This is a genomic window from Flavobacterium sp. C3NV (assembly GCF_046825355.2).
In the GTDB taxonomy this organism is placed as follows: Bacteria; Bacteroidota; Bacteroidia; order Flavobacteriales; family Flavobacteriaceae; genus Flavobacterium.
In genome coordinates, this window is sequence record NZ_JBKQBJ020000009.1 from 104,214 (window position 1) to 126,935 (window position 22,722).

23 protein-coding genes are annotated in these 22,722 nt (G+C 33.5%); 10 read left to right on the forward strand and 13 right to left on the reverse strand.

Features of this window, described 5'->3' with window-relative positions; genetic code table 11:
- Positions 1 to 7 precede the first annotated feature (7 nt).
- On the reverse strand, positions 8 to 487 hold the full coding sequence (locus tag ACIDC4_RS14385; RefSeq protein WP_412044797.1) for a gliding motility lipoprotein GldH: 480 nt from the start codon (positions 485 to 487) through the stop codon (positions 8 to 10).
- Positions 471 to 1,814 carry a PSP1 domain-containing protein gene (locus ACIDC4_RS14390; protein WP_412044798.1) on the reverse strand — a complete coding sequence of 448 codons (1,344 nt, stop codon included), beginning with the start codon at positions 1,812 to 1,814 and terminating at the stop codon, positions 471 to 473. Before ACIDC4_RS14390 ends, ACIDC4_RS14385 begins: the two co-directional genes overlap by 17 nt.
- Before the next feature lie 317 nt (positions 1,815 to 2,131).
- Here ACIDC4_RS14390 and ACIDC4_RS14395 point away from each other — a divergent pair, with 317 nt between their 5' ends.
- From ACIDC4_RS14395 to ACIDC4_RS14435, 9 genes are all read left to right on the forward strand, one after another.
- Positions 2,132 to 3,187, forward strand: coding sequence for a hypothetical protein (locus tag ACIDC4_RS14395; protein WP_412044799.1), 1,056 nt, complete (start codon positions 2,132 to 2,134; stop codon positions 3,185 to 3,187).
- Between the two features lie 82 nt (positions 3,188 to 3,269).
- On the forward strand, positions 3,270 to 3,413 hold the full coding sequence (locus ACIDC4_RS14400) for a hypothetical protein (RefSeq protein ID WP_412044800.1): 144 nt from the start codon (positions 3,270 to 3,272) through the stop codon (positions 3,411 to 3,413).
- A gap of 196 nt (positions 3,414 to 3,609) precedes the next feature.
- Positions 3,610 to 4,788 carry an ankyrin repeat domain-containing protein gene (locus tag ACIDC4_RS14405; RefSeq protein ID WP_412044801.1) on the forward strand — a complete coding sequence of 393 codons (1,179 nt, stop codon included), beginning with the start codon at positions 3,610 to 3,612 and terminating at the stop codon, positions 4,786 to 4,788.
- A gap of 34 nt (positions 4,789 to 4,822) precedes the next feature.
- Positions 4,823 to 6,160, forward strand: coding sequence for an ankyrin repeat domain-containing protein (locus ACIDC4_RS14410; RefSeq protein WP_412044802.1), 1,338 nt, complete (start codon positions 4,823 to 4,825; stop codon positions 6,158 to 6,160).
- Positions 6,161 to 6,180: 20 nt separating this feature from the next.
- Complete coding sequence (locus ACIDC4_RS14415) at positions 6,181 to 6,720, forward strand: BAR domain-containing protein (protein ID WP_412044803.1); 540 nt, start codon at positions 6,181 to 6,183, stop codon at positions 6,718 to 6,720.
- A 284-nt stretch (positions 6,721 to 7,004) separates the two neighbouring features.
- Complete coding sequence (locus tag ACIDC4_RS14420) at positions 7,005 to 7,709, forward strand: hypothetical protein (RefSeq protein WP_488381147.1); 705 nt, start codon at positions 7,005 to 7,007, stop codon at positions 7,707 to 7,709.
- A gap of 104 nt (positions 7,710 to 7,813) precedes the next feature.
- Positions 7,814 to 8,887, forward strand: coding sequence for a DUF6688 domain-containing protein (locus ACIDC4_RS14425; protein WP_412044805.1), 1,074 nt, complete (start codon positions 7,814 to 7,816; stop codon positions 8,885 to 8,887).
- Positions 8,888 to 8,900: 13 nt separating this feature from the next.
- Entirely contained in the window at positions 8,901 to 9,947 is a 1,047-nt protein-coding gene (locus tag ACIDC4_RS14430) for an XAC2610-related protein (protein ID WP_412044806.1), read from the forward strand.
- Between the two features lie 142 nt (positions 9,948 to 10,089).
- Entirely contained in the window at positions 10,090 to 10,764 is a 675-nt protein-coding gene (locus ACIDC4_RS14435; protein ID WP_412044807.1) for a hypothetical protein, read from the forward strand.
- Positions 10,765 to 10,857: 93 nt separating this feature from the next.
- On the opposite strand, the gene ACIDC4_RS14440 is transcribed toward ACIDC4_RS14435, so the two are convergent.
- The 11 genes from ACIDC4_RS14440 to ACIDC4_RS14490 form a co-directional block, all read right to left on the reverse strand.
- Positions 10,858 to 11,088: a ferredoxin gene (locus tag ACIDC4_RS14440; RefSeq protein WP_412044808.1), complete on the reverse strand. Its 231-nt coding sequence runs from the start codon at positions 11,086 to 11,088 to the stop codon at positions 10,858 to 10,860.
- Positions 11,088 to 12,329, reverse strand: a complete 1,242-nt coding sequence (locus ACIDC4_RS14445; protein ID WP_412044809.1) for a peptidase U32 family protein — start codon at positions 12,327 to 12,329, stop codon at positions 11,088 to 11,090. The genes ACIDC4_RS14440 and ACIDC4_RS14445 overlap by 1 nt, the downstream gene beginning before the upstream one ends.
- Before the next feature lie 580 nt (positions 12,330 to 12,909).
- Positions 12,910 to 13,344, reverse strand: coding sequence for an IS200/IS605 family transposase (gene tnpA, locus ACIDC4_RS14450; protein WP_412044810.1), 435 nt, complete (start codon positions 13,342 to 13,344; stop codon positions 12,910 to 12,912).
- Between the two features lie 24 nt (positions 13,345 to 13,368).
- Positions 13,369 to 14,727: an oxygen-dependent tRNA uridine(34) hydroxylase TrhO gene (gene trhO, locus ACIDC4_RS14455; RefSeq protein WP_230033908.1), complete on the reverse strand. Its 1,359-nt coding sequence runs from the start codon at positions 14,725 to 14,727 to the stop codon at positions 13,369 to 13,371.
- 259 nt (positions 14,728 to 14,986) lie between these two features.
- A complete protein-coding gene (locus ACIDC4_RS14460; protein ID WP_026982321.1) occupies positions 14,987 to 15,397 on the reverse strand; it encodes a BrxA/BrxB family bacilliredoxin in 411 nt (136 codons plus the stop codon).
- 103 nt (positions 15,398 to 15,500) lie between these two features.
- A complete protein-coding gene (locus ACIDC4_RS14465; RefSeq protein WP_412044811.1) occupies positions 15,501 to 16,292 on the reverse strand; it encodes a tetratricopeptide repeat protein in 792 nt (263 codons plus the stop codon).
- Positions 16,293 to 16,298: 6 nt separating this feature from the next.
- Entirely contained in the window at positions 16,299 to 17,495 is a 1,197-nt protein-coding gene (locus ACIDC4_RS14470; RefSeq protein ID WP_412044812.1) for a lycopene cyclase family protein, read from the reverse strand.
- 18 nt (positions 17,496 to 17,513) lie between these two features.
- Positions 17,514 to 17,978, reverse strand: a complete 465-nt coding sequence (locus ACIDC4_RS14475; protein WP_412044813.1) for a thioredoxin family protein — start codon at positions 17,976 to 17,978, stop codon at positions 17,514 to 17,516.
- Positions 17,979 to 18,338: 360 nt separating this feature from the next.
- Entirely contained in the window at positions 18,339 to 20,600 is a 2,262-nt protein-coding gene (locus ACIDC4_RS14480) for a TonB-dependent receptor (protein ID WP_412044814.1), read from the reverse strand.
- 355 nt (positions 20,601 to 20,955) lie between these two features.
- Positions 20,956 to 21,867, reverse strand: coding sequence for an NAD(P)/FAD-dependent oxidoreductase (locus ACIDC4_RS14485; protein ID WP_412044815.1), 912 nt, complete (start codon positions 21,865 to 21,867; stop codon positions 20,956 to 20,958).
- 10 nt (positions 21,868 to 21,877) lie between these two features.
- Entirely contained in the window at positions 21,878 to 22,231 is a 354-nt protein-coding gene (locus tag ACIDC4_RS14490; protein WP_412044816.1) for a MerC family mercury resistance protein, read from the reverse strand.
- Between the two features lie 93 nt (positions 22,232 to 22,324).
- On the opposite strand from ACIDC4_RS14490, the gene ACIDC4_RS14495 reads away from it, so the two are divergent.
- Positions 22,325 to 22,717: a Fur family transcriptional regulator gene (locus ACIDC4_RS14495; protein WP_065451869.1), complete on the forward strand. Its 393-nt coding sequence runs from the start codon at positions 22,325 to 22,327 to the stop codon at positions 22,715 to 22,717.
- The last annotated feature ends 5 nt before the right edge of the window (positions 22,718 to 22,722 follow it).

The window sequence follows — 22,722 nt, forward strand, 5'->3', positions numbered from 1 at the left end:
TATTTTTCTAATCTTTTTGTTCTATTCTAAAACCTACGTCTGTAATACCTTCTAACTCCTGAACTCCAGGAATTTTTCCTGATTCTCTAACGGCTTGCTTGATGTGTACTTTATATTTTCCTTTAAACTTTACATCTTCTTTATAATAAAGTTTACTCTCTTTTATATCAGTAAAACCGTTCCCTAACAAGGTTCCGTCCGGTTTTGCCATCTCATATTCTAAGGTATCTACTTTAGTGAAACCGCTTGGCGTTTCGATAGCCACAATTAAAAACAAATTTTTGAATGGATAATTGTTATTGTCCCTCAAATTTATAAATAAGTTGTACTTTTTGGTTGAATCTAAAACTGGCAGATCAAAAGTTATAATACTGTCTTTGTTCCAGGCACTTCCAACAGATTTGTACTCATCGAATACTCTTTTTTTATCACAAGAAAAAAGTAATATTCCTACCAAAAGAAGAATCGCACTATTTTTTATTCTCATTTTTAGTAATAATTATAGGTTTTCTAGGTTCAGCCGGTTTATTCTCGTTTGAATTGTTAGGTTTATTCGGCTTGTTATTATTCGGTTTGTTTCCTTTGTTTGGGTTATTCCCTTTATTTGGATTTCCTCCTGCAGGCTTATTCTGATTTTGATTTGGCTGCGGTTTGTTTGGAGTAGCCACAATCGCTGCTTCGGCATTTGGTTTGCGTTTGCGATTTGGTTTTTTCTTTCTTTTTGGCTGATCAAAACGAGTTAAACTTTCCTGACCCATTGCATTATTAAAGTCTTTTTCAGGTTCTGAAACTACTTCTATAGCAAAATCTTCAAGTGAAGAGACTTTATTTTTTTGTTTGTTCTCGGCAATAATCTCTTTTACCTGATCAATTTTCAAAACATGCCAGTTTGCAAAATTATTAGTGTAAGCAAACCACATTAATCCTTTAAAAATATCTTGTTTCTGGCAGATAGCATCTCCTTTTTCAGTCACTAATTTAGTGTCATAATCCGGAAAATCTTTTAAGGCATCCATGTAAGTGTCAAGCTCATAATTTAAGCAACACTTTAATTTTCCGCATTGTCCGGCTAATTTTTGAGGATTTAAAGAAAGTTGTTGGTAACGCGCTGCAGATGTATTTACACTTCTAAAATCTGTTAACCAGGTTGAACAACATAATTCTCTTCCGCAAGAACCAATTCCGCCTAAACGAGCAGCTTCCTGACGGAAACCTACTTGTTTCATTTCGACTCTTGTACTGAATTCTTTAGCAAAATCTTTAATTAAAAGTCTAAAATCGACTCTGTCATTTGCCGTATAGTAAAACGTAGCTTTAGATCCGTCTCCCTGAAATTCAATATCAGATATTTTCATTTCAAGTTTATGCTGAATCGCTAATTCTCGTGCACGAACTTTCATTGGTTCTTCACGATCACGCGCTACAGACCAGATATCAATATCTTTTTGAGAAGCTTTTCGGTAAATTTTAGGTACTTCGTTACTTTCGTGGTTAACACCTTTTTTCTTCATTTGAATTTTTACCAATTCGCCTGTCAAAGTAACAATACCAATATCGTGTCCTGGCGATGCAACAGTTGCTACAATATCACCAATACTTAAAGTTAATTTTTCTGAATTTCTAAAAAATTCTTTGCGTCCGTTTTTAAAACGAACCTCCACACAATCAAAAATTGCTTCTCCGTTAGACGGGCTCATGTTCGCGAGCCAGTCAAAAACCGTCAATTTATTGCAGCTATCGGTGCCGCAAGTCCCATTATTTTTACAACCCTTTGGTGCGCCACCATCTGAGGTTGAACAACTTGTACATGCCATAATTATATATGTAGTGTTGCAAAAAAGCAACTTAAGTTCATAAACGTTTGATCGGTAAAGATAGTATTTTTTTTAGTTTGCTTTTTATGGATTAATACTAATGCTTCGTTAAATACAAAAGCAAGGAATCTTTAAGGCAAAATAAGCTTTTTTTATAACAATATCAGACTGAAATTTTCAAACCCAAAATTCTCTAATTCTATTCTTATTACAGCTTATTCTAAAACTTATTTTTGTTATTCTCTTTATAAAAATTAAAAATTTACCTACAGAATACTATATTTACATTTAGTAAATAGTAATATGATATTATTAAAATGAAACAATTAATTCTGATCTTACTTTCTATTTGTTCTTTATTCCCTTGTAAAGCACAAAAACCCGTGACCGCTAACCAACAAAACGAGAATGAAAATTTAACGATTTATGATCCTAAAGTATCAGACGATTTAAAAAAAACATATCTTCATCAAATAGATAGTATAACTATACCAAGTGAGGCTATTTTATGCCCTTGTAATCGAATTGACTTATTACTTGCCAATAATGAACTGAATATAAATTACACTTTAAAAGACCTAAATCTTAAAGGTTCTATTAAAAATATAACAACAACAACACATCCCAATATAGCCTTACCTAGTATATCGCTACAAAACACCATAGAAGAAAGTCTGTTTTCTAAAACCAATTTGTTGTTACAATCAAAATCCAGGAAAATAAAACAAAAACCTAATGATCTTGAGCTTTACAAAAATTTCGTTTTTCAGTACAACGACAAAAACCTGCCTGCAAAAGTAGATCTTTATCTTTTAGACTCCCTTCAGCCTATTATTCGATTAACTCATGTTTACGACTATAACGACACATTGCTTAAAATGATTTTAATGAATCCCAATGAAAAAACAAATTCAGCAGGTTCAGAAATAAATTTTAAATGCTGGCAGCAAAATGGAAACTATTTAATACTACAAAACATCTTTAATCCACAAAAAAATAAAGAACAAATCCTTTTTGTTTATAATGCTGACAACAATCTAATAAGAAAAGAGAAAAATTATATCGATAGATATAAAGATCAGCAACACAACATAATAAAATATTTTTATGATGAAAAGAAAAGACTTACTAAACAATCTTATTTAAGTAATGATGAAAAAGAAAGCAGTTTTGTCATTATAAAAAATGATGCTTATGGAAATATAATAAAAGAACTTTGGGAAAATGGCGATTACAATGCATACCAATATAAGTATGATGCAAAAGGAAACTGGATCTGGAAACAAAAAACAGTTTATGAAAAAAATATCTTTAACCAAAAAATAGAACTTTCATCTAAAACAACTTTTGAAAATCAAATAGAGTATTACTAACTGCTAACATAATTTTAAAGACTTCTGAAAACTAAAAATTTACCTGAACAACGATGTAAGCATAAATTACTTGACCTCAACAATGATAAGAAACGAAAACACTAACGAGGATGCAGACACTGGTGAAGAAGTATTTAAGAAAACCGTGACCAAGATTAGAAAAAACAAGCTGCTTAAATTATCTGAAATTGAAGATTTTGATGAACTTAGGCTTTTTGAAGAATAGCCTGCCAATTGCCATTTAATCTCACCGTAAAAATTGTCTGTTTTTATGTTTTATGATGTAAAAAGACTTTTTTAATTTTTATCTTGAAATATATTTCTCAATTTTATGTTTTATCTTACAACATAGTTTGTGAAGTCAACTGTTGTAAATGCTGGCTTCATCAAAACATAATTTTTCATTTAAAATACCACTTCAAATGCAAACACAAAACCAGATTGAAAGTTTCCTTTTCCAGGGAAAATTTGACGAGGCAAGAGAATCTCTAAATAACGGCGAAATTTTTAACGATCAATATCTTAAAAACAATTTTTCTCAAATCACAGCCAAAATTATTGAAGCCAAAGAAATTGATTTCATTGAAAAATTAATTAAAGCAGGTTTTATTGAAACCGACATCTATGAATTAGATAGTTTTGACAAATCTATTTTTAATTCTTTAACCCGATTAAACGATGACGACGAATCGATTGCTTTTTTCAAAGAATTGATGTCAAAAATGGAAAACATTAATGATGAAATAAGTGACAAAACGTTACTTGGTTATTTTCTTGAAAAAAATGCATCTCCAAAAATCATTAAAACTCTGATTGATGATTTTGGGGCGAATGTTCAATATAAAAATAACGCAGGAGAAAATTTCATCTATACCATTTTAAACACTTATGGTCTTGAAACAGACAAAGTAAAAGAATACATAGCCATTCTTCTGGATAATGGTATCGACATTAACGAAAAAAACATTGTTGGTACAACTCCGTTAATCTGTGCTATTAAAAGAAGCAAAAAAGATTTTATTCCCTTCCTTCTCGAAAATGGAGCGGATGCCAACGAAACAGACAACCTCAACAATACCGCTTTTTATTACGCTGTTGCCGAGCAGTTTTCTTTTGATATGTATGATGCATTAGCAACAGTTGCTCCGCCTGATTTTAATATTGTAAACAAAGATGGGCGTACTTTATTAACTCATTTCATCAGTTCTGTTTCGGGCTCGCCAAGCGATATTACCTTTTTGGAAAGATTATTAGCTGATGGTGCCGATGTAAACTTCTGCGCTCAATATTACGGTCAGCCAAAATCTGGAATTGACTTTATCGTAGAGAAGAAGTCTGATATTTTAAAATCAGTTTTAGAGAATGTTTCTTTAGATGTGAACGAACAAGACAATCACGGAAATACCATTTTGCATAAAGTTTGCGCCTACAATGTTAATTACGATGCTGAAATGGCGAAAGAAACCTATAGAAAAGTAAAATTATTGCTGGATCAAGGTGCTGACATTTCGATCTCTAATGACAAAGATGAAACGGCTTTAATGCTCGCATCTGGGGATAATTTGAAAATTAAAACGGTCGAACTTTTAATGAAACAGTAAGAACAATCATTTATTTAAAAACAAATATATGTCAATGTCATTTATAATTGCCTGTGAAAACGGCAACAGAAAAATAGCCGAATTGCTGCTTCAAAATAAAGAAGCAGATGTAAAATATACAGACGAAAGAGGAAGAACAGCATTACATTATGCCGCACACAGAGGTTATTTGGATATTGTAAAAATACTAACCGAAGACGGAGCTGATATTAATTATGAAGATCATCAGGGAGAAACGCCTTTATTTTTTGCTTGTCTTCAAAAACAAAAACAAACTGCATTGTATCTTTTAGAAAAGGGTGCCGAAATTACCACAAATGATAAATTAGGAAACAGCCTTTTACATTTGGTAGCCCAGACCGCTCAAACTGAAATTGCAACAAAGTTGCTCGAAGCAGGAATTGATGTTAATTTACTGAATAATAATGGCGAATCGCCGCTTTTACTTGCTTCAACAAAATTGAATAGGGAAATTATTCAGTTACTTTTAGACAAAGGAGCCGATATTAATGTTACAGATAAACAAGGAAACACACCACTTCTTCATGCTTGTTACACCAAATCGATCCCAGTTGTTACTTTACTTTTGGACAATGGCGCAGCTATAAATCATGTAAATCATTCCGGAGAAAATGCTCTTTTGATTGCATGCTACGAAACCAACAGAATGCTTGCCAAACTTTTAGTAGAAAGAGGTGCTGATGTATTTACATCCAACAATAACGGCTATTCTCCTATTTGGTACGCTTGCGCGAATAATCAAAAGGAAATTGTCTCTTTATTTTTAGAAAATGGAGTTGACGTTAACTACAGTAAACCTCTGGCAAGCGACACTTCTTCTATGAATGATTATCTTGATTGGATTGTTAGCGCTACAAATATTGCTAATGAATCTAGTTTTACACTTAACAGCAGTTATACTTATGGTGGAGAAAGCCTTCTACATGTTGCTACAAAAAAAGGCAATTTAAGCATGGTAAAATTGTTAATCGAAGCCGGTGCAAATATTAACATTCAAGATGAATCCGGGAACACGCCTTTGCATTACAGTGCTGCAAACGGAAAGAAAGATGTTGTTAAATATTTACTTGAAAATAAAGCCGACGCTTCTATCGTAAATGTAAAAGAGCAAAAGGCAATTGATTATTCGAATGTAAAAGGCTTTAATGAAATTACAGAATTGATTTTGAAATATGCTCCATCAGGAACCATAGTAACTCCAATTTATAAAGAAGAACCACAAAAAACAGATTCAGTAAATTCTATCGAAGGAAAGAAAAAGGCATTATTAGATTTGAAAGAACTTTTGGATGCGGGAATTTTAACTTCTGAAGAATTTGACGCCGAGAAAAGTAAAATTTTAAAAGGATAAATAACAAACAAACTTAAAAAATGAAAAAGACATTAAATAATTCCATCATATTAGTATTAATCGTTACAAGTCTATTTTTAACCTCTTGTACAAACCTTTCCCCAGAAAAAACTTTTGAAATAGCCGCGCTAAATTCGAATTTATTATCCCGTTTTGGAAGTAAGGACATTAATTTTAAGTTAGAATCTGAACCACAGATTTATGATGAAAGTCAAAAAAAAATGATTCCATCTTCATATTACGATTATTTTAAATTTGATATTACCAATTTAGAAACTCAATTTAAAAAAATTAAAGAAATAAAGGAAGATGATGACAATCGGGAACTTCTTCAAGCATCAAAAGATTTATTCTCTTATGCAATTACTAAAGAAAAAGAAGGCTATCTGCCAATTGCCAAAATGAAGGATGAAAAAGCTTCACCTGAACAAATAGAAAAAGCAATTGCAGATTTTGATGCCGCAACTCAAAGCGAAATTGATACTAAGTTTACAAAATTGATGAATGTCGCAAAAGCATATGTCGCAAAGCATAATATTAATGCTAAAATCGGCATTTAATAAGAAAGTTTCAAAGACAAAACAATCCCTATTTTGTAATAATGCAAAATAGGGATTGTTTTTTAATACTAAGTTTCGTTAACCCTAATAATCTTTACCGGGACAAGCCTTCGCTACCAATTCAAAACTTTCAACAATGGCATGATTATTATTAAACCGAATTTCTTAAACAAAAGACGCTCTATAAAACTTATTTCAAAAACTTACTTTTTGTTATTTCTCTTTATAAAATTAAAAATTTACTTACAGAATACTATATTTACATTTAGTAATTACGTGATTCGATGAAGCCCCTTTCTATACTTTTTTTCTTAATTTTTAACTACTCTTTTTCACAAACTGAAATTGATTCTTCCTATCATCTTACTTTCAAAGTGAATTTCCCTCCTGCCTCACTAAGTGTAGAAGATATTGATTTTACTCAAGAAAAACCTGAATGTGAATTTGAATTGAAAGGAAAAATTCCATTAAAATATTCTTTTCGTTTACAAAATGACTCGATAGCATCTCTTTATCAATTCAAAAACAACAATTTGCAATTTCAGGAAAACCTGAATTTTCAACCTTTTATGTGGCACTTTGATAACGATGTGCTTATTTCAAATTTTAAAATAATTGATTTTGATAATGACGGAGATGAAGATCTTTTGTGTTGGGTATTTTCTAATGTAAATGGAAATCAGTGGACTGTAATTTTTATTAATGATCAAAAGCAAGAAAAACTTGTCAGATTATTCAATACAGTTGAAAAAACGGATATCTGGTCAAAACCTGAATTTGAGAAAGCAAACCAAACTATCAATACAGAATTGTACGGAAGTGCTTTTGGAGTTTCTGAAGAAAGCAGTTATTATTTAAAACCCGATCTTACTATTATACCAATAAAAAAGCATTTTCAGGACCGAACAGGTAAGCGAATGTATGATTATGAATATGTAGGGAAAAATGGGAAATGGAAATTAAAATCGAAAACTAAACAAAAGCAATAAACTCAAACTTAATAAACCATTACCTGGCATATGAATAAATCTCTACTTTATTTAGCAACAATTTTGATAAGCTTGAAGTTTCAGAAGATTAAAAAACAATAATCATGACAATTACTTTCTTTCTATTATTAACTATTGTTGTAATTATTGGTTCATTTAAACTTTTTAAAAGTTTCAGAAGAAATATCGCCAAAGAACAAGCTATAGTTGAGTTTATCTTCATTGGCATCTATTTATTTTGCATCCTGCTATTCATTTTAGGATCACAAATGAACAGCGCACATTACTCAGTAGCAATAGATACTGTAGATGGAGACGGATATGAACCATTTGCATCTAAATATTCTGGATGGTTGGTACTTTTTTTCTTTTTATCACTTACGGCACAAATTTTAATATGGCTAAAAGGTAAATCACTGCCTCCTCTGATTTTTGTTTGCACCATGTCGTTTATGTATTTGGGAATGTGTATTAATATTCCGGTATTTATGCAGCTAATGAGTTATGAAGATTCACCACATATTCTACTTGTTCCGTTGCCAATTTGCTATTTCATTACCACATTTGTATTATGGGTAAAAGTAACCCAACAGGAAGTTACTCTGTCACAGCAAAGAACTTACAAAAACAAGTTCCTTAACAAACTCAACCTATTGATGGCTAAATCGCAATTTCAATCTGTATGGATAGTAGTATTGATGTTACCGCTGTTTGTAATTATTATGTGTGTATTAACTCTGCTGGGACAAGATCCTGATGCACTTACAAAAGCATTTACTGACACTACTTTGTGGACCTTTTCGCAAAAAACACATCCGCCCTATCTCGATCATAGAGGACATTACCTGTGTACAGTTGCGGCATGTGGCGATCCTGAACTGGTAAAACCAGTGCGATTGGGCTACAGACACGGACACGAAATTATAATCAACAGACAATTGCAGATTGCCAACGCATTTGAAGAATTGATTGAAGAACATTTTTCTGCTTTTCATAAAATAATAAGACATTCGTATGATAAGTATGGCTATCCTTTATCAAAGAAAATAACAACACCTTTCTATGCCAATCTTACTTACAGACTCATGAAACCACTCGAATACTTTTTTTTAATCGTATTGTACAGCTTTTGCACAAATCCTGAAGAAAATATAAAACGCCAATATAAATTAGCCTGAAAACACTACAAATATGAAACTAAAGATTTCTTTACTCCTTTTTCTTTGTGCAGTATTTTATAATGCAAATGCACAAAAAGCTTATATCATTAATGATTTTATGAAAGGTTATACTTTGTATTTTGCCCAGCAAACAGTAAACTCAGAAATAAAAGAATATTATAAACTTACCGAAAATGAAAGTAAAAAAACAGTATTGGAATATGGTGCAAAAGAATTGTCGAAATCTCAAATTAGCAAAACAGCTAAAACAGTCGTATTCAAAAGTATTACTGACCCAAACATTCGGGTATTAGGCGATGTTAATTTTGATGGCAAAACGGACATTATTATTTTTGCCACAGTAACTAATGATGATGAAGGTTGTTATTCGCCACAAGCAACAGCAAGTATTTTTATTAATACATCAAATGGTTTTATCTCCAGTTCAAGCATAAGCAGTGTTTATAATGATGCCTTTTGTGTGCGCGGTGGTTCGTTTGAGATTGATGCTAAAAACAAAAGGCTTATAACCTGGAGCAGTGGCGGAGCTGCTCTTCATGCTGGTGCATATTACAGTGTTTCTGGCACAGAAACCAAACTCTTGTCAAGTTTTGAAGAAGATGGATTTACCCAAACGCCTTTTTATAAAATAACAGGAAAGAAATGGGAAAAGAACAAATACATTCCTTTTACTTCTTTATCTGTTTACGAACCTGATTTAGATAAATTACTTGTCTTTGACACCAAAAATGGCAAAGGGCGTATAATACTTTTTAAAGTGGATAAAGTTTTGTATTATGCTTTTCGTCAAAATGATGAATACAAATTTGTTTCTTTTGCACATCCGGTGAGTCCTGAAAAAGCAAATAAAGCAGTATTCAAATTCACAAAACAAAATACAGGTAACGAATTGGAGTTTAACAGCGGTAATATCAAATATACAATATACGAAACATCAAATTCAGTTGGCATTAAAATTAATGTAAACGGGAAAATATCTGACTGGCAAGGCATTGGTAAAAAAGGAACTTTATCTTCTTTGACAAATGCTAAGTTTGTAAATCTTGTTAGAGAATAATGCTTTGATATAACAGAAAAAACACCACTACAAACAGAACAAAAAAACTTAATATACAAATTAACAGTAGTTAAAGATGAACTGATTCTAATTAGCATAGCATTGACACTACAGCCCTTAGGGCATTTTAAACCAACAAAAAATGGATAAGCAACAAAAAGAAAACGAAATTTGGGGACAATGGATAACTATTGACAATTACCGAAATTATCCTGCATTAGTAAATACGTTAGCTGACTTTGCCGGTGATAATATTTTGGGATTTGTTTACATTGACCATGTAGCAGGAACAACATTAGAGGTTGTAAAGCTATTTAACAATGTTGATGGCAAAATAGAATTTACTGACTCACCTCTTGAAAAAGAAATTAGAGTTATTATAAGATACGCTCAATTTTCACAAACTCATTTTCAAGTTATTCATGACCGTTTCCTGGGAGATTTTGAATTCACCAAACCATCTTACATCGAAAGTTACAACAGAAATGATTTAACTGAATTTAGAAATAATGAAGCTTTTGATATTTATAGGGCAGAAGGATTTCCCGATGATGTACAAATAATATTGTTTGCAAATGCAGATGTTGATGATAAGTTTGAACCAGAGCTTGTCTGGGGTCGTGTTGAAAAATATAGTAATGCAGACAAGTTAGGATTTTATAATTTATTAGTGCAGCCACATCAAAATCTTGGAATAAACAAAAATGAAAAATTGCCTTTTAAACTAATGAACGTCGATGATAAAATAAGGATTGTCAGTATTGCTACTCTGGTCGAAACAAAAAAAGAAAGCAAACCGTGGTGGAAAATATGGTAATTGACAAAAGTTTATAAATACAATCATACTTTGGTGTAACAATACATAAATAAAAAAGCTGCAAATTGCAGCTTTTTTATTTATGTATTGTTCTTAAGTCTCCTTAACCGTAATAATCTTTACCGGACAAGCTTTTGCTGCCAATTCAAAACTTTCAACAACGGCATGATTATTAGATTTTAAAGTAAAAAAGCCTTTTGCATCTTTCGAATGAATCAAAACCGATTTCCCATCTTTTTTAGACATTTGAAAATGTACCGGATCCATTTCGACGCAATAATTACAGCCAATGCATTTATCTCTTTGTAAAGTTACAATAACCATTACGCTTCAACGATTTTATATAATTTGTCCGACATTCTGATTCTAAAAGGAAGTTTGAAAGTGCAATCATCACCTTTTGTAGCCTTTTTAGAAACCAAATCATTTACCATCATTTCGTCGATAATCATTTCCTGCGCTCCGGTACTTGGGCCAGTAACGAGAATTCGATCACCAATTTTAATATCGTAAGCTTCGATTTTAAATTGTCCTACTTCTGCTTTCGGGAAATAGTGCGTCCCCTTCCCTACATAAACCTTCTTTTGAGTTGCTGCAGATCCCGGAATATCACTCCATTCTCCTAATTCCTGCCCCAGATAATATCCTGCCCAGAAACCGCGATTGTAAACCGTGTTTAAAGCTTCCATCCAGACAGAAACTTTTTCTTTAGAGAATGTTTCATCATAATAAGCATCAATAGCCTCACGATAGGTTTTAATAACGGTTGCTACATATTCAGGTGCACGGCCACGACCTTCAATTTTCAAAACCTGAATTCCTGAATCGATTACCTGATCTAAAAAGTCAAGCGTACACAAATCCTTAGGCGACATCATGTATTCGTTATCCAATTCAATCTCAAAACCAGTTTCCTGATCGATTACCGTATATTTTTTTCGGCAGTTTTGTTTGCACGCTCCACGATTTGCCGATGAATTATGCGAATGCAAACTCAAATAACATTTTCCCGAAACCGCCATACATAAAGCACCGTGACCAAAAATTTCTATTTCTACTAAATTTCCGTTTGGTCCTTTTATTTGTTCTTTCTCAATTTGATCTGTGATGCTTTTCACCTGTCGCAAACTTAATTCACGACTTAAAACCATAGTATCTGCAAACAAACTGTAGAATTTAATGGTTTCAATGTTCGTTACGTTCAATTGAGTCGAAATATGAACTTCCATACCAATAGTTCTCGCCATTGCGATTACAGCCTGATCAGAGGCAATTACAGCTGTAATATTCGCTTCTTTGGCTTTATTCAATAATGTTTTTACAACCGATAAATCGTGATCGTAAATAATTGTATTCAAGGTCAGATAGCTTCGTACATTTTTGGCTTCGCATCGATTAGCGATTTCCTGCAAATCATCCATAGTAAAATTCACCGTTGAACGCGCACGCATGTTAAGCTGTTCTACGCCAAAATAAACAGAATCAGCACCATTATCTAAAGCAGCCTGAAGTGAATCAAAACTCCCTGCGGGAGCCATAAGTTCGATTGTATTATTTTTTGTCATTTTTATTTGTATTGTATTTCAATGGTTAAACCATTGATTATTTTGTTTTGTTATGGATATACATTGCGTCCCTGCGGCTGAAACCGAAGACTATGCTTTTTCTTTCGCAATGTTTAAAATATAGCCCGTGGTTTTAACCACGGGGAATGTTTTGAGGACTATCAATCTTCACGATACAATAATCGTTATAGATACACATTGTGTCCCTGCGGTTAAAACCGCAGGCTATGTTTTCCTTTTTATGTGTGGTATTTCAATATAGCCCTTGGTTTCAACCACGGGAAACGTTTTGATGACTATCAATCTTCACGATACAATAATCGTTATAGATACACATTGTGTCCCTGCGGTTGAAACCGCAGGCTATGTTTTTCATTTGTATCTGTGGTATTTCAAATATAGCCCGTGGTTTCAACCACGGGGAACGTTTTGAGGACTATCAATCTTCTCGATATAATAATCGTTATAGATATACATTGCGTACCTGCGGTTGAAACCGCAGGCTATGTTTTTTATTTGTATATTTTTCAAATATAGCCCGTGGTTTCAACCACGGGAAATGTATCGTTGAGTTAAAAAATCATTTCTTCTCCAATCCATGCAATTTTACAAACTCATCAAATTCATCTTGTCCATTTTTCTTAAGGTGATGATGCTTTTGATTTTTAATGTAATTATAAACAACCTCTAACTGAGACTCACTAACTGAATAAGCCGCAAATCCTGTTTGCCAGGCAAATTTTTCAAGGATAAGTTCTTCTCTATTTATAAAATGAGAAGAACTTCCTTTTATTTGCTTTACAATATCTGTAATAGTTTTTTGTGGATTTTGTAAAAATAAAACATGCACATGATCAGGCATTCCGTTTAGGATTCTAACAGGGCAACCGAGATCAATTAATTCTTCATAAATGAAATCATACAATTTTTTCTCAATTGAATCATCAATTAATTCCTGACGATTTTTCGTTGCCCAAATGGCATGAACCCATAGTTTGGTAAAGGATTGTGACATCAATAAATTAGCTTAAAATTTCAGCTAATTTACAATTTTATACAATTTATCTGACAAACGAATACGAAATGGAACCTCAAATGTAACTCGATCTCCAATTTTAGCAGTAGTGGCTTGTGCTTCGTTGACAATCATTTTTTCTAAAATCAATTCCTGATTCCCTGTAGTAGGTCCTGAAATTAAGATTTTATCACCAGTATTTAATTCGTGGTTTTCGATAGTAAAAAGACCAACTTGCGCTTTCACATAATAGTGTTCCGCTTTACCAAGAAGTACTTTCTTTACTTTTATTTTTTGACGAATATCTAGTGGCTTTTCGGCTGTAGCCAAAGAAGTATTAGGTAGTTCACCAGAATGTTTAAATTTCAAACTATCTGATTTTCCTTTTCTGAATACCTTGTTTCCAACTTGTTTTCCGGTTCTTAAACGAACCTGATCAACAAGAGGCATATGTATAATATCAAGACATTCTGTAGAACAACAGTTTTCCATTGCAGCCTTACATTCATCACATTGAATAAACAACAAATGACACCCATCGTTTTCGCAATTGGTGTGATTGTCACAAGGTTTTCCGCATTGGTGACATTGCGAAATAATATCATCGGTAATTCTTTCACCAAGACGATTATCGAATACGAAGTTTTTACCAATAAATTTACTTTCAATACCTTCTGCTTCAATTTGTTTGGCATAATTAATGATTCCGCCTTCTAACTGAAAAACATTTTTAAAACCCTGGTGTTTAAAATACGCACTTGCTTTTTCGCAACGAATTCCGCCCGTGCAATACATTACCAGATTTTTATCTTCTTTATGGTTTTGAAGCTGCTCGTTGATAATAGGTAAACTTTCTCTAAAAGTCTCAACATCGGGAGTAATAGCATTTTTAAAATGTCCAACCTCACTTTCGTAGTGATTTCTAAAATCAACAACAATCGTGTTGGGATCATCAAGAATATCATTGAATTCCTTGGCTTTTAAGTGAACACCAATATCAGTAACATCAAAAGTTTCGTCGTTTAAACCATCGGCAACAATTTTGTCACGAACTTTAATCGTCAGTTTTAAAAAGGAATGATCATCATGTTCTACCGCTTCATTCAATCGTATACCTTTCATGAAATCATAAACTTCAAGAGTAGCTCTAAAAGCCTCCAAATTTTCTTCCGGAATACTCATTTGAGCATTTATTCCTTCAGTGGCAACGTAAATTCGGCCTAAAGCATCAAGTGCGTTCCAGGCTAAGAATAAATCATCGCGAAATTTTTTGGGATCTTGAATTTTGGCATACGCATAGAAAGACAACGTTAGTCGTTGTTTACCGGCATCATCGATCATGATGGCTCTTTCTTCTGCGCTTAAAGTGTTGTACAGTTGCATGCTATAAACTAATTTAAGTTGAGAAATTATTTTTTGAAGGTGCAAAAGTAAGGAAAAAGGTTCAAAGAAGCAAAGGTTCTGAGCTACAAAGGTTCTGAGTTGCTAAGGAACTAAGGTTCTAAGATCAAAAAAGTGATAAAACAACAAAAGCACTATATTTCTATAGTGCTTTTGTTAAATCTTTGTACCTCTGTACCTCTGCCACTTTGAAGCTAAAAACTTAGTCCCTCAGCAACTCAGAACCTTAGCAACTAAAAAATTAGCAAAACTCGTTAAACGCATCTTGCAAGTTCTCAGCGATTAATTCAGCTGGACGACCTTCGATGTGGTGACGCTCTAACATGTGAACCAATTCTCCGTTTTTGAACAAAGCCATAGATGGCGATGATGGAGGAAAAGGGAACATATGCTGTCTTGCAGCATCTACAGCTTCTTTGTCAACACCTGCAAAAACAGTAATTAAGTGATCTGGTTTTTTAGCTCCTTCTAAACTCATTTTTGCTCCCGGACGTGCGTTTCTTGCAGCACAACCACAAACAGAGTTTACAACAACTAAAGTGGTACCTTCAGCTTTGATAGCGTTATCTACAGCGTCAGCACTATGTAAATCTTGAAAACCTGCAGCAGTCAATTCAGCTTGCATTGGTTTTACCATTTCTTCTGGATACATATCTCTTTATTTTAAATTTTACTTTTGATCTGCAAAGTTACAAAGTTTAGTGGCAACTAGTTAATTTGAAGTATAAAGTTTTGTTATAGTTCGATTGAAAAAATCAAAACCTTACCTGATACGGATAAGTCTCATATACGGTATTATCTTCATTAATAGAAAAACCTTTTGCAGCATCTGCTTTTGCCGATTCAATCAGCGCTTTAACTTCCTCTCTTTGCTTTCCTTGCTTAAACCAACAAATGGCTTTATAAAATTTTGCATCCGAAAATTCCGGATAGATTTTAATTGCCTTATCAAAAATGACAATCGCTTCATCCCATTTTTTAAGTTCGTATTTTGCAATTCCCTGATAAAAATATGCCGTTGGATGTTCTAATTGCTGTCTGTTTTTATAAATATCATTTACATAATCGTCCAAAAGTTGCTCTGCTTTTGCATACTCATTCAACTGAAGATAACAAAGTCCCGTATAAAAACTGTAGGGATGATCCATTCTATAACCATTTCCATAAAGTTTAATGCATTCTTCTAAATCTGTGATAGCGTCTTTATAATTTTTTGAAAAAATACATTTCATAAAACCTCTATAAGGTAACCACTCTTTCTTGTCGTATAAAACAGCTTTGTCGAGATACTGCATTCCGACTTCGTACTTTCTGCATTTAAAATAAGGCATTGCTTTTTGCTGCCATAAATAAGCAACAGTGCTGTCTTTTTTGAGACCCTGATCCAGGCAGGACTGCCACTCGCTCATTTCGATAGTATATTTATGTTTTGCGGCACAATTGGTCAAAAACTCTTCGACGATTGCATCATGGGCTTTGTTTGTAGAAACTTGCCCAAAAGATAAAAGAGTAAAAAAGAAGCTAAATCCTAAAGTAATATTTTTCAAAGGCTATTATTTTGGGTTAAATTTATTTGAAAGAAAAATCACTCTAAATAACGCTTTTATAAATGGTAATTTAGGACACTTTAAAATAACTTTAACATCTTGGACTAAAGTGGTTTCTTCATCCAGAAATTTAAATATCAAAGCGGGATTTCCTTTTTTGAACATAGATGAAAAAATAACGCTTCCCAACTCATTATGGCGATACAGAATATCTAAAAGCAATAAATCATAAAACCAGAATCTGTTTTTCTTGTAAAATGTTGACATCTTTAAATATCCCGAAGCATCGGAAGAAGGATCCAGAAACGCCACCAATTCAGAAGATTTTTTATCCGAATTTCTAAAGGTATAACCTGTACTCGCCTTTGTCCATCCGCCGGCAGTTCCTATATTCAGCACGCGTTTGGTATTCTTTTTCCAAAAAGGAAAACACGTCATCGGAATACTGCCCTGCTCCTTTTCTACAATTTCATATTGATCAGCTCCAAGATTTCTTAAATAAATTTGAATCTCATTTTCGTATTCTTCTTTTGCGAGAAGATCCTCAGAAAACAAAGTATATTCGACTAAAGCTTCGGTTTTAGAAATGGGTAAAACATACATAAAACGCGTATTGCCTCTTTGTTCCACCGAAAAATCCATAAAAGTAGCCTGGTCAGGATTAAAAATTTCAGTTTCACTTTTTATAAACCAACCCACAAAATGCTGTTGCAGAACCGGATATTTGGTCTGACTTAAAGCAAAAGCTTTGGTATAAATACTGTTGAATAAATAATCGCAAGTATATCGATTGTCCTCGGTTCCCACAAAAACATGGGTTTCGAGTTCATTGATATCGGTTACTTTTTCGTTTAAAAAAGTAATATTTTGATGTTTCGAAAGTTCCTCAAAAACAAAATCATAAAAGTCTAATCCCCGAATTTGATTGTATTGATAAGGCTTTAACGTCAAATCACGCCTGAAATCTTCATTGGCAAACAAAGCCGAATCCCATTTTTTTGAGATAACAGAATTCCAAAGTGTTTCCTCTTTTGCCCAAAAACACCAGGTTCTGTCATTTGTCTTTTTCGCATCTTCATCTAACAACAAAATAGATTGACCAGAAAATTTCCCGGACAAAACCATTTTATAAACGATCATCAAAGCAGATAAACCTGTTCCGGTAAAGATATAATTGAAGTGTGGAATTTGTGAAGAAGCCATTTTCAAAAATAAGAAATTTTATTCTTTCAATTTTTCTAAAAGCAGTTTAAAATCCTTTGGGTTAAGATAGTTATTGTATTGTAGGATAATCTCTCGTTTTTCATTCAGAACACACAAAACCGGATATACAATTTGGCTATTGATAGTTCCTAATTGCAATGCCAGTTCATGAACGCCAACATTATTTCCCGATGGTTTATATTTAAAAGTCTGATTATTAAATGTAATATCTCGTTTTTCCTCGGCATTCAAATCAATAAAATAAAAATCAGAATTTAGTTTTTGGATAATATCCTGATTTTTGAAAGTCGTATTTTTCATTCTTTGGCAAAACTGACACCAATCGGTATGAATGAAAACGATTATTTTCTTCTTCTGAAAGTATTGCAAACTGTCTACTTCCTCAAAAGATTTGCTTTTAAGCTGGCAGAATCCTGTTGAAGTTACTCCGAAGAAGATTATAAGTAAAATTAGCTTTTTCATTTTATTTCTTTTTTACCCGATTGTCACCCTGAGCGGAGTCGAAGGCTTATGAATTGGAACGGGGCTTCGACTCCGCTCAGCCTGACAAATCTTATTATTTGAAGAGGGTTTGCCACGAATTCCACAAATTATCACGAATTTAATTAGTGCAAATTCGGGCAATTCGTGGCGAAAAAAACTTTTAATCAATATAATATTGCGTAAATTTTAAACACATAGAAACATAGACTTCTTTTGCTTGTTTAGAACATCAAAGAAAGCGAGCTTATTCACATAGCTATGTGCATTGATGTCAAGTGAAACGTCTTTTCAGCAGTTTCAAAAACTATGTTTCTATGTGTTTAAAATTAATATAAAGTATTACCTCAAAGTATATCGCAATCCAAAAAATCCACGAATTGTTTGGTTTTGCCCGTAAACATAAGTCGTATCAAAAGTCAAACCATAGGGGTTATCCGGTGTTACCAACACTTTTCCGGCAGCATCGTATTGTACATTTTTATCGAAAGGATCATTGGTTCTTGAAATCAAAAACGGATTATTTCGTTTTGGTGTAAAGTTCAATAGATTTTTTACTCCACCATACAATTCAAAATTCTTCCATCCAAAATACGTAAACTGAATATTCTGAATGCTATACCAAGGCGAGTTGGGATCTCTCGGATCTAAATCACTCAACAAAGGCAACTTCATGGGGCTGTACACATTTCCGGTATAATCGAGTAACAAATTCCACGGTTCTATTTTGTAGGATACACTCCAGGTTGCAGTGAAATTCTCAGTTAAAAAAGGTCTTTCCGAAATTCCGTCCTGAACATTTTTATTATCTAAAACCGTGGCTCCCAAAATGAACTTTAATCCGTTTGTGAAATTCAAATCAACATTAGTGCTGATTCCCTGGCTTATTGCATATCCATTGATATTGTCGTAAATAATTTTATTAGGATCAGTTTCATAATCAGATATAATCTTGTTACTGAAGCGGGTATAAAAAGCCGTAGTTTCGATCCCGATAAAAGTCCCGTTTGCAAAATTGATCTTCTGAATATAATTCAGATTTGCATTTACAGATCGTTCCGGTTTCAAATCACTTTTTATCACCACATCTCTTGACCCCGTAAGCGCTGCGTGATCTTCAGTAAATAAATTTACGACACGAAATCCGGTTCCGGCATTCAAACGGAAAATCGTATTTTCATTCGTTTTCCATCTGTAAGCTACTCTTGGCGTATAAATCGAACCGTGAATCGAATTGTAATCGTAACGCATCCCTAACAAAACCTGACTTTTCGGCGAAAGCGTAATTTCATCCTGAACAAAAATTCCAGGTAACCAGGTACTTTCGGCTTCTTTTGTAGCGGTTGTGTTGTCATCGTAATACGAATATCGGGTGGCGATTCCGGCAAGGAAATCATTTCGTCCAATCTTTTTATCCCAGGTTAGCTGAAGAAAACCTATTTTCTGATTTGCGATATAAGATGTTGTTCCATAACGACTGTCCTGATAATGCACGTTTCCGGAAAAGGAAAGCATTAATTTTTCTTCGAATGGCAATTGATAACTTCCTATCAATTCGCCTCTTTTGGTATATATGCTTTCTCCGTAAATTTCGTCGCCGCCACGGTATTTTTTATCCCAACGCACATCTCCACCCCAGCGATCTTCATACATTCCGCGTGCTGCGATACTAAACAAACGGTTATTTTCCCTTTGAAAATTCCATTTATTAAAAATCGAAATTCTTTGCGAAAGCGTCACATCTGTAAAACCGTCTTTGTCTTTATCGACAACCTGATTGTAATCGAAGTAATTGATTCCTAAAAGTGTTGTTGCTTTTTTGGTGGGATTAAATTTCATTCCCAAATCGACATTGGTTTCTAAATACGAAGTCGTGAAAACATCTGCCGAAAACAAAGGCGCATTCGTTGGATTTTTAGTAATAATATTGATTAATCCTCCCACAGCTTCACTTCCGTACAAAGAAGAAGCCGGACCTTTTACGATTTCAATTCTTTCGACCAGAGAATTCGGAATTCCGGATAATCCATAAACGGTTGAAAGACTACTCACAATGGGCATTCCGTCAATCAAAACCAAAGTATACGGCCCTTCCAATCCGTTAATGTGAATATCACCCGTGTTACAAACACCACAATTGAGCTGTGGCCGAACACCATTGATGTTTTGAAGTGCTTCGTAAATACTTGGAGTTGGATTCTTTTTGAAGAAAACCGGCGAATAAACCTCAACCGGAACAGCACTTTCTAATCGTTTCACGGCTTTTAAAGTTCCGGAAACTACAACTTCGTTCAGCTGATTTTCGTTATCGGTTAATTCAAAATCATAAGATTGAATCGAATCTTTAATAACTTCTATTTTCTTCTTTATAGTTTGAAAACCTACTTGAGAAACTTGAATCGTATAATTTCCAACTGCAACATTTTCTAATTTATAATATCCTAAACTATCTGTAACTGTTTTGTGTTTTGTTCCTGTTAACTGAACATTCACCAACTGTAATTTATGGCCTTCGCCCGAAATATATCCCGAAATAGTAGAAGTTTCTTGTGCGAACGAAATCTGCAAACCAAACAAAAGCAATATCAAAAATAGTTTTTTCATTGTTGTAAAATTAAATTTAGACAAAACTAAAAATTAAATTTGATAAACAACTATTTAAAATTTAGAAATTTATAACTTTTATCATGTCAATATGTTATATTTTGATGTTAGCGGAAAAATACGGTATGAAATATAAACGAAAAGCAAAAAAGACTTTGACCAAACCTATAATTTGGCTAAAGCCATTTTCCAATTCAATCTTACTTCCCCTAGCTGAAGCTAGGGGCTATGCAAAAAAATCAATAAAGATGACAGCTTCTAAAACATAGCCAAACTATGTGAATTGATGCAAAAGTGAAACGCCTTTTTTAAGCAGTTGCAATAACTATGTTTCTATGTGTTTAAAAAAAGATGTCTAAACAAATTCCTCATCAATAATTTCCTTATTGATCATTGCTCCGGCAAAAGATCCGGAAGAAACCGCCATCGCAACAGATCTTGCCTGAATATGGCAGTCCCCACTTGCAAAAACGCCCGGAATTGTTGTTTTCTGTAAAGCATCTACTTTCAACAAACCAATTTCAGTCAGTTCGCAGCCTAAAGATTTCGGCAAAGGACAATGCTGTTCAAAAGGAGCTTTAAAATAAATCGCTTTAACCGTAGTTTTAGTTTGATTTTTGAAGATAATCTGCTGAACATTTCCGTTTTGATGTTCTAAACTTTCGATTTCATCTTCGATGATCTCAACTTTATGATTTTTAAGAATTTGTGTTTGCTCTGCAGTTAGAGTTGATTTTCCGTTGGTAATCAATCTCAAATTTTTTGTCCAGTTTGATATCATTTTAGAAAATTCAAAACCCATATCGCCATTGGCTACGATTGCGGTTTTTTCTTTTTTCACTTCATAGCCGTGACAATACGGGCAATGCAAAACTGAAATTCCCCAACATTCAGCAAAACCCGGAATCTCCGGCAGTAAATCTTTTACGCCAGTTGCGAACAATATTTTTTTTGAAGTAAAGATTTTTCCGGACTGGGTTTCGATTTCAAAGCCGGATTTTGTTTTAATCGCGCTGATCGCAAGCCCGTTATAAAATTTAACTGTATCGTAAAAGTCTACCTGAGTTTTGGCTTTCGCCGAAATTACAGCGGGTTCCTCACCATCGTGTGTGATAAAATTGTGCGAATGTGGCGTTTGTCTGTTGCAAGGCAAGCCACTATCGATAACCAAAACCTGACGTAAAGAACGCCCCAAGCTCATTGCAGCCGAAAGTCCGCTATAACTACCACCGATAATGATGACGTCGTATGTATTATTGTGTATCATAGTTGTATATTTAGTGAGTGTTATTTTTATGCATTTTATAATTTAATAGATGCCCAATGATCATTCCGATGCCTCCAATAAAAATTAGATCCAGATGAATGTCCAGAAAAAGTTCCGCCAAAACACTGATCCAGATGAGCGCCATCGAAATAATAAGTACTGTAGAGATTAAAAGACTGGATTTATTTATAATTTTGATAATTGCAAATAATCCCAGAGTCGCAAAAATCAAATCTATAATTGGATTATGACTTAAGCCTAAAGGCAAAATCGTTAAGAGCGGAAAAACCAGACAATGAACCAAACAAATGGTTGCACTTGAAATTCCTAAAATATCGTAAAAAGGTGTGGTGGATTTCTTCATTTTCAGTACATTTGCTTAATGCAATTTTGTTGCAAATATATCAATTTATTTTAATTGCAACCATGTTGCGATAATATTTTTAATTTCATAAAAATGAAAACAACAAGAAATACAGCAGCAAAGACGGCCGTTTTAGAGATTTTTGGCAAATCTAAAACTGCGCTTTCTCACGCCGAAATTCAAAAACAAACGGGAGATTTATGTGATCGCGTTACGATTTATAGAATTCTAGAGCGATTAGTAAATGATGATATTATTCATAAAATTGTAAATCTTGACGGAACGGTTAAGTATGCAAAATGCCATCATCATGCCCAGCGCGTACACATACATAATCATGCTCATTTTAGCTGCGAAAAGTGTTTAGAAATTACTTGTCTCGAAAATGTAAAACCTAGTTATATCATTCCGCATAACTATAAAGTAAACGACATAAACTTTACATTGTCAGGATTATGTCCGAATTGTTTAAATTCTAACAATTAAGATTT

Excerpts from the sequence above, each read along its gene's own strand:
- ACIDC4_RS14385 (WP_412044797.1), bottom strand. The coding sequence starts at position 487 with ATGAGAATAAAAAATAGTGCGATTCTTCTTTTGGTAGGAATATTACTT.
- ACIDC4_RS14390 (WP_412044798.1), bottom strand. The coding sequence starts at position 1,814 with ATGGCATGTACAAGTTGTTCAACCTCAGATGGTGGCGCACCAAAGGGT.
- ACIDC4_RS14395 (WP_412044799.1), top strand. The coding sequence starts at position 2,132 with ATGAAACAATTAATTCTGATCTTACTTTCTATTTGTTCTTTATTCCCT.
- ACIDC4_RS14400 (WP_412044800.1), top strand. The coding sequence starts at position 3,270 with ATGATAAGAAACGAAAACACTAACGAGGATGCAGACACTGGTGAAGAA.
- ACIDC4_RS14405 (WP_412044801.1), top strand. The coding sequence starts at position 3,610 with ATGCAAACACAAAACCAGATTGAAAGTTTCCTTTTCCAGGGAAAATTT.
- ACIDC4_RS14410 (WP_412044802.1), top strand. The coding sequence starts at position 4,823 with ATGTCATTTATAATTGCCTGTGAAAACGGCAACAGAAAAATAGCCGAA.
- ACIDC4_RS14415 (WP_412044803.1), top strand. The coding sequence starts at position 6,181 with ATGAAAAAGACATTAAATAATTCCATCATATTAGTATTAATCGTTACA.
- ACIDC4_RS14420 (WP_488381147.1), top strand. The coding sequence starts at position 7,005 with ATGAAGCCCCTTTCTATACTTTTTTTCTTAATTTTTAACTACTCTTTT.
- ACIDC4_RS14425 (WP_412044805.1), top strand. The coding sequence starts at position 7,814 with ATGACAATTACTTTCTTTCTATTATTAACTATTGTTGTAATTATTGGT.
- ACIDC4_RS14430 (WP_412044806.1), top strand. The coding sequence starts at position 8,901 with ATGAAACTAAAGATTTCTTTACTCCTTTTTCTTTGTGCAGTATTTTAT.
- ACIDC4_RS14435 (WP_412044807.1), top strand. The coding sequence starts at position 10,090 with ATGGATAAGCAACAAAAAGAAAACGAAATTTGGGGACAATGGATAACT.
- ACIDC4_RS14440 (WP_412044808.1), bottom strand. The coding sequence starts at position 11,088 with ATGGTTATTGTAACTTTACAAAGAGATAAATGCATTGGCTGTAATTAT.
- ACIDC4_RS14445 (WP_412044809.1), bottom strand. The coding sequence starts at position 12,329 with ATGACAAAAAATAATACAATCGAACTTATGGCTCCCGCAGGGAGTTTT.
- tnpA (WP_412044810.1), bottom strand. The coding sequence starts at position 13,344 with ATGTCACAATCCTTTACCAAACTATGGGTTCATGCCATTTGGGCAACG.
- trhO (WP_230033908.1), bottom strand. The coding sequence starts at position 14,727 with ATGCAACTGTACAACACTTTAAGCGCAGAAGAAAGAGCCATCATGATC.
- ACIDC4_RS14460 (WP_026982321.1), bottom strand. The coding sequence starts at position 15,397 with ATGTATCCAGAAGAAATGGTAAAACCAATGCAAGCTGAATTGACTGCT.
- ACIDC4_RS14470 (WP_412044812.1), bottom strand. The coding sequence starts at position 17,495 with ATGGCTTCTTCACAAATTCCACACTTCAATTATATCTTTACCGGAACA.
- ACIDC4_RS14475 (WP_412044813.1), bottom strand. The coding sequence starts at position 17,978 with ATGAAAAAGCTAATTTTACTTATAATCTTCTTCGGAGTAACTTCAACA.
- ACIDC4_RS14480 (WP_412044814.1), bottom strand. The coding sequence starts at position 20,600 with ATGAAAAAACTATTTTTGATATTGCTTTTGTTTGGTTTGCAGATTTCG.
- ACIDC4_RS14485 (WP_412044815.1), bottom strand. The coding sequence starts at position 21,867 with ATGATACACAATAATACATACGACGTCATCATTATCGGTGGTAGTTAT.
- ACIDC4_RS14490 (WP_412044816.1), bottom strand. The coding sequence starts at position 22,231 with ATGAAGAAATCCACCACACCTTTTTACGATATTTTAGGAATTTCAAGT.
- ACIDC4_RS14495 (WP_065451869.1), top strand. The coding sequence starts at position 22,325 with ATGAAAACAACAAGAAATACAGCAGCAAAGACGGCCGTTTTAGAGATT.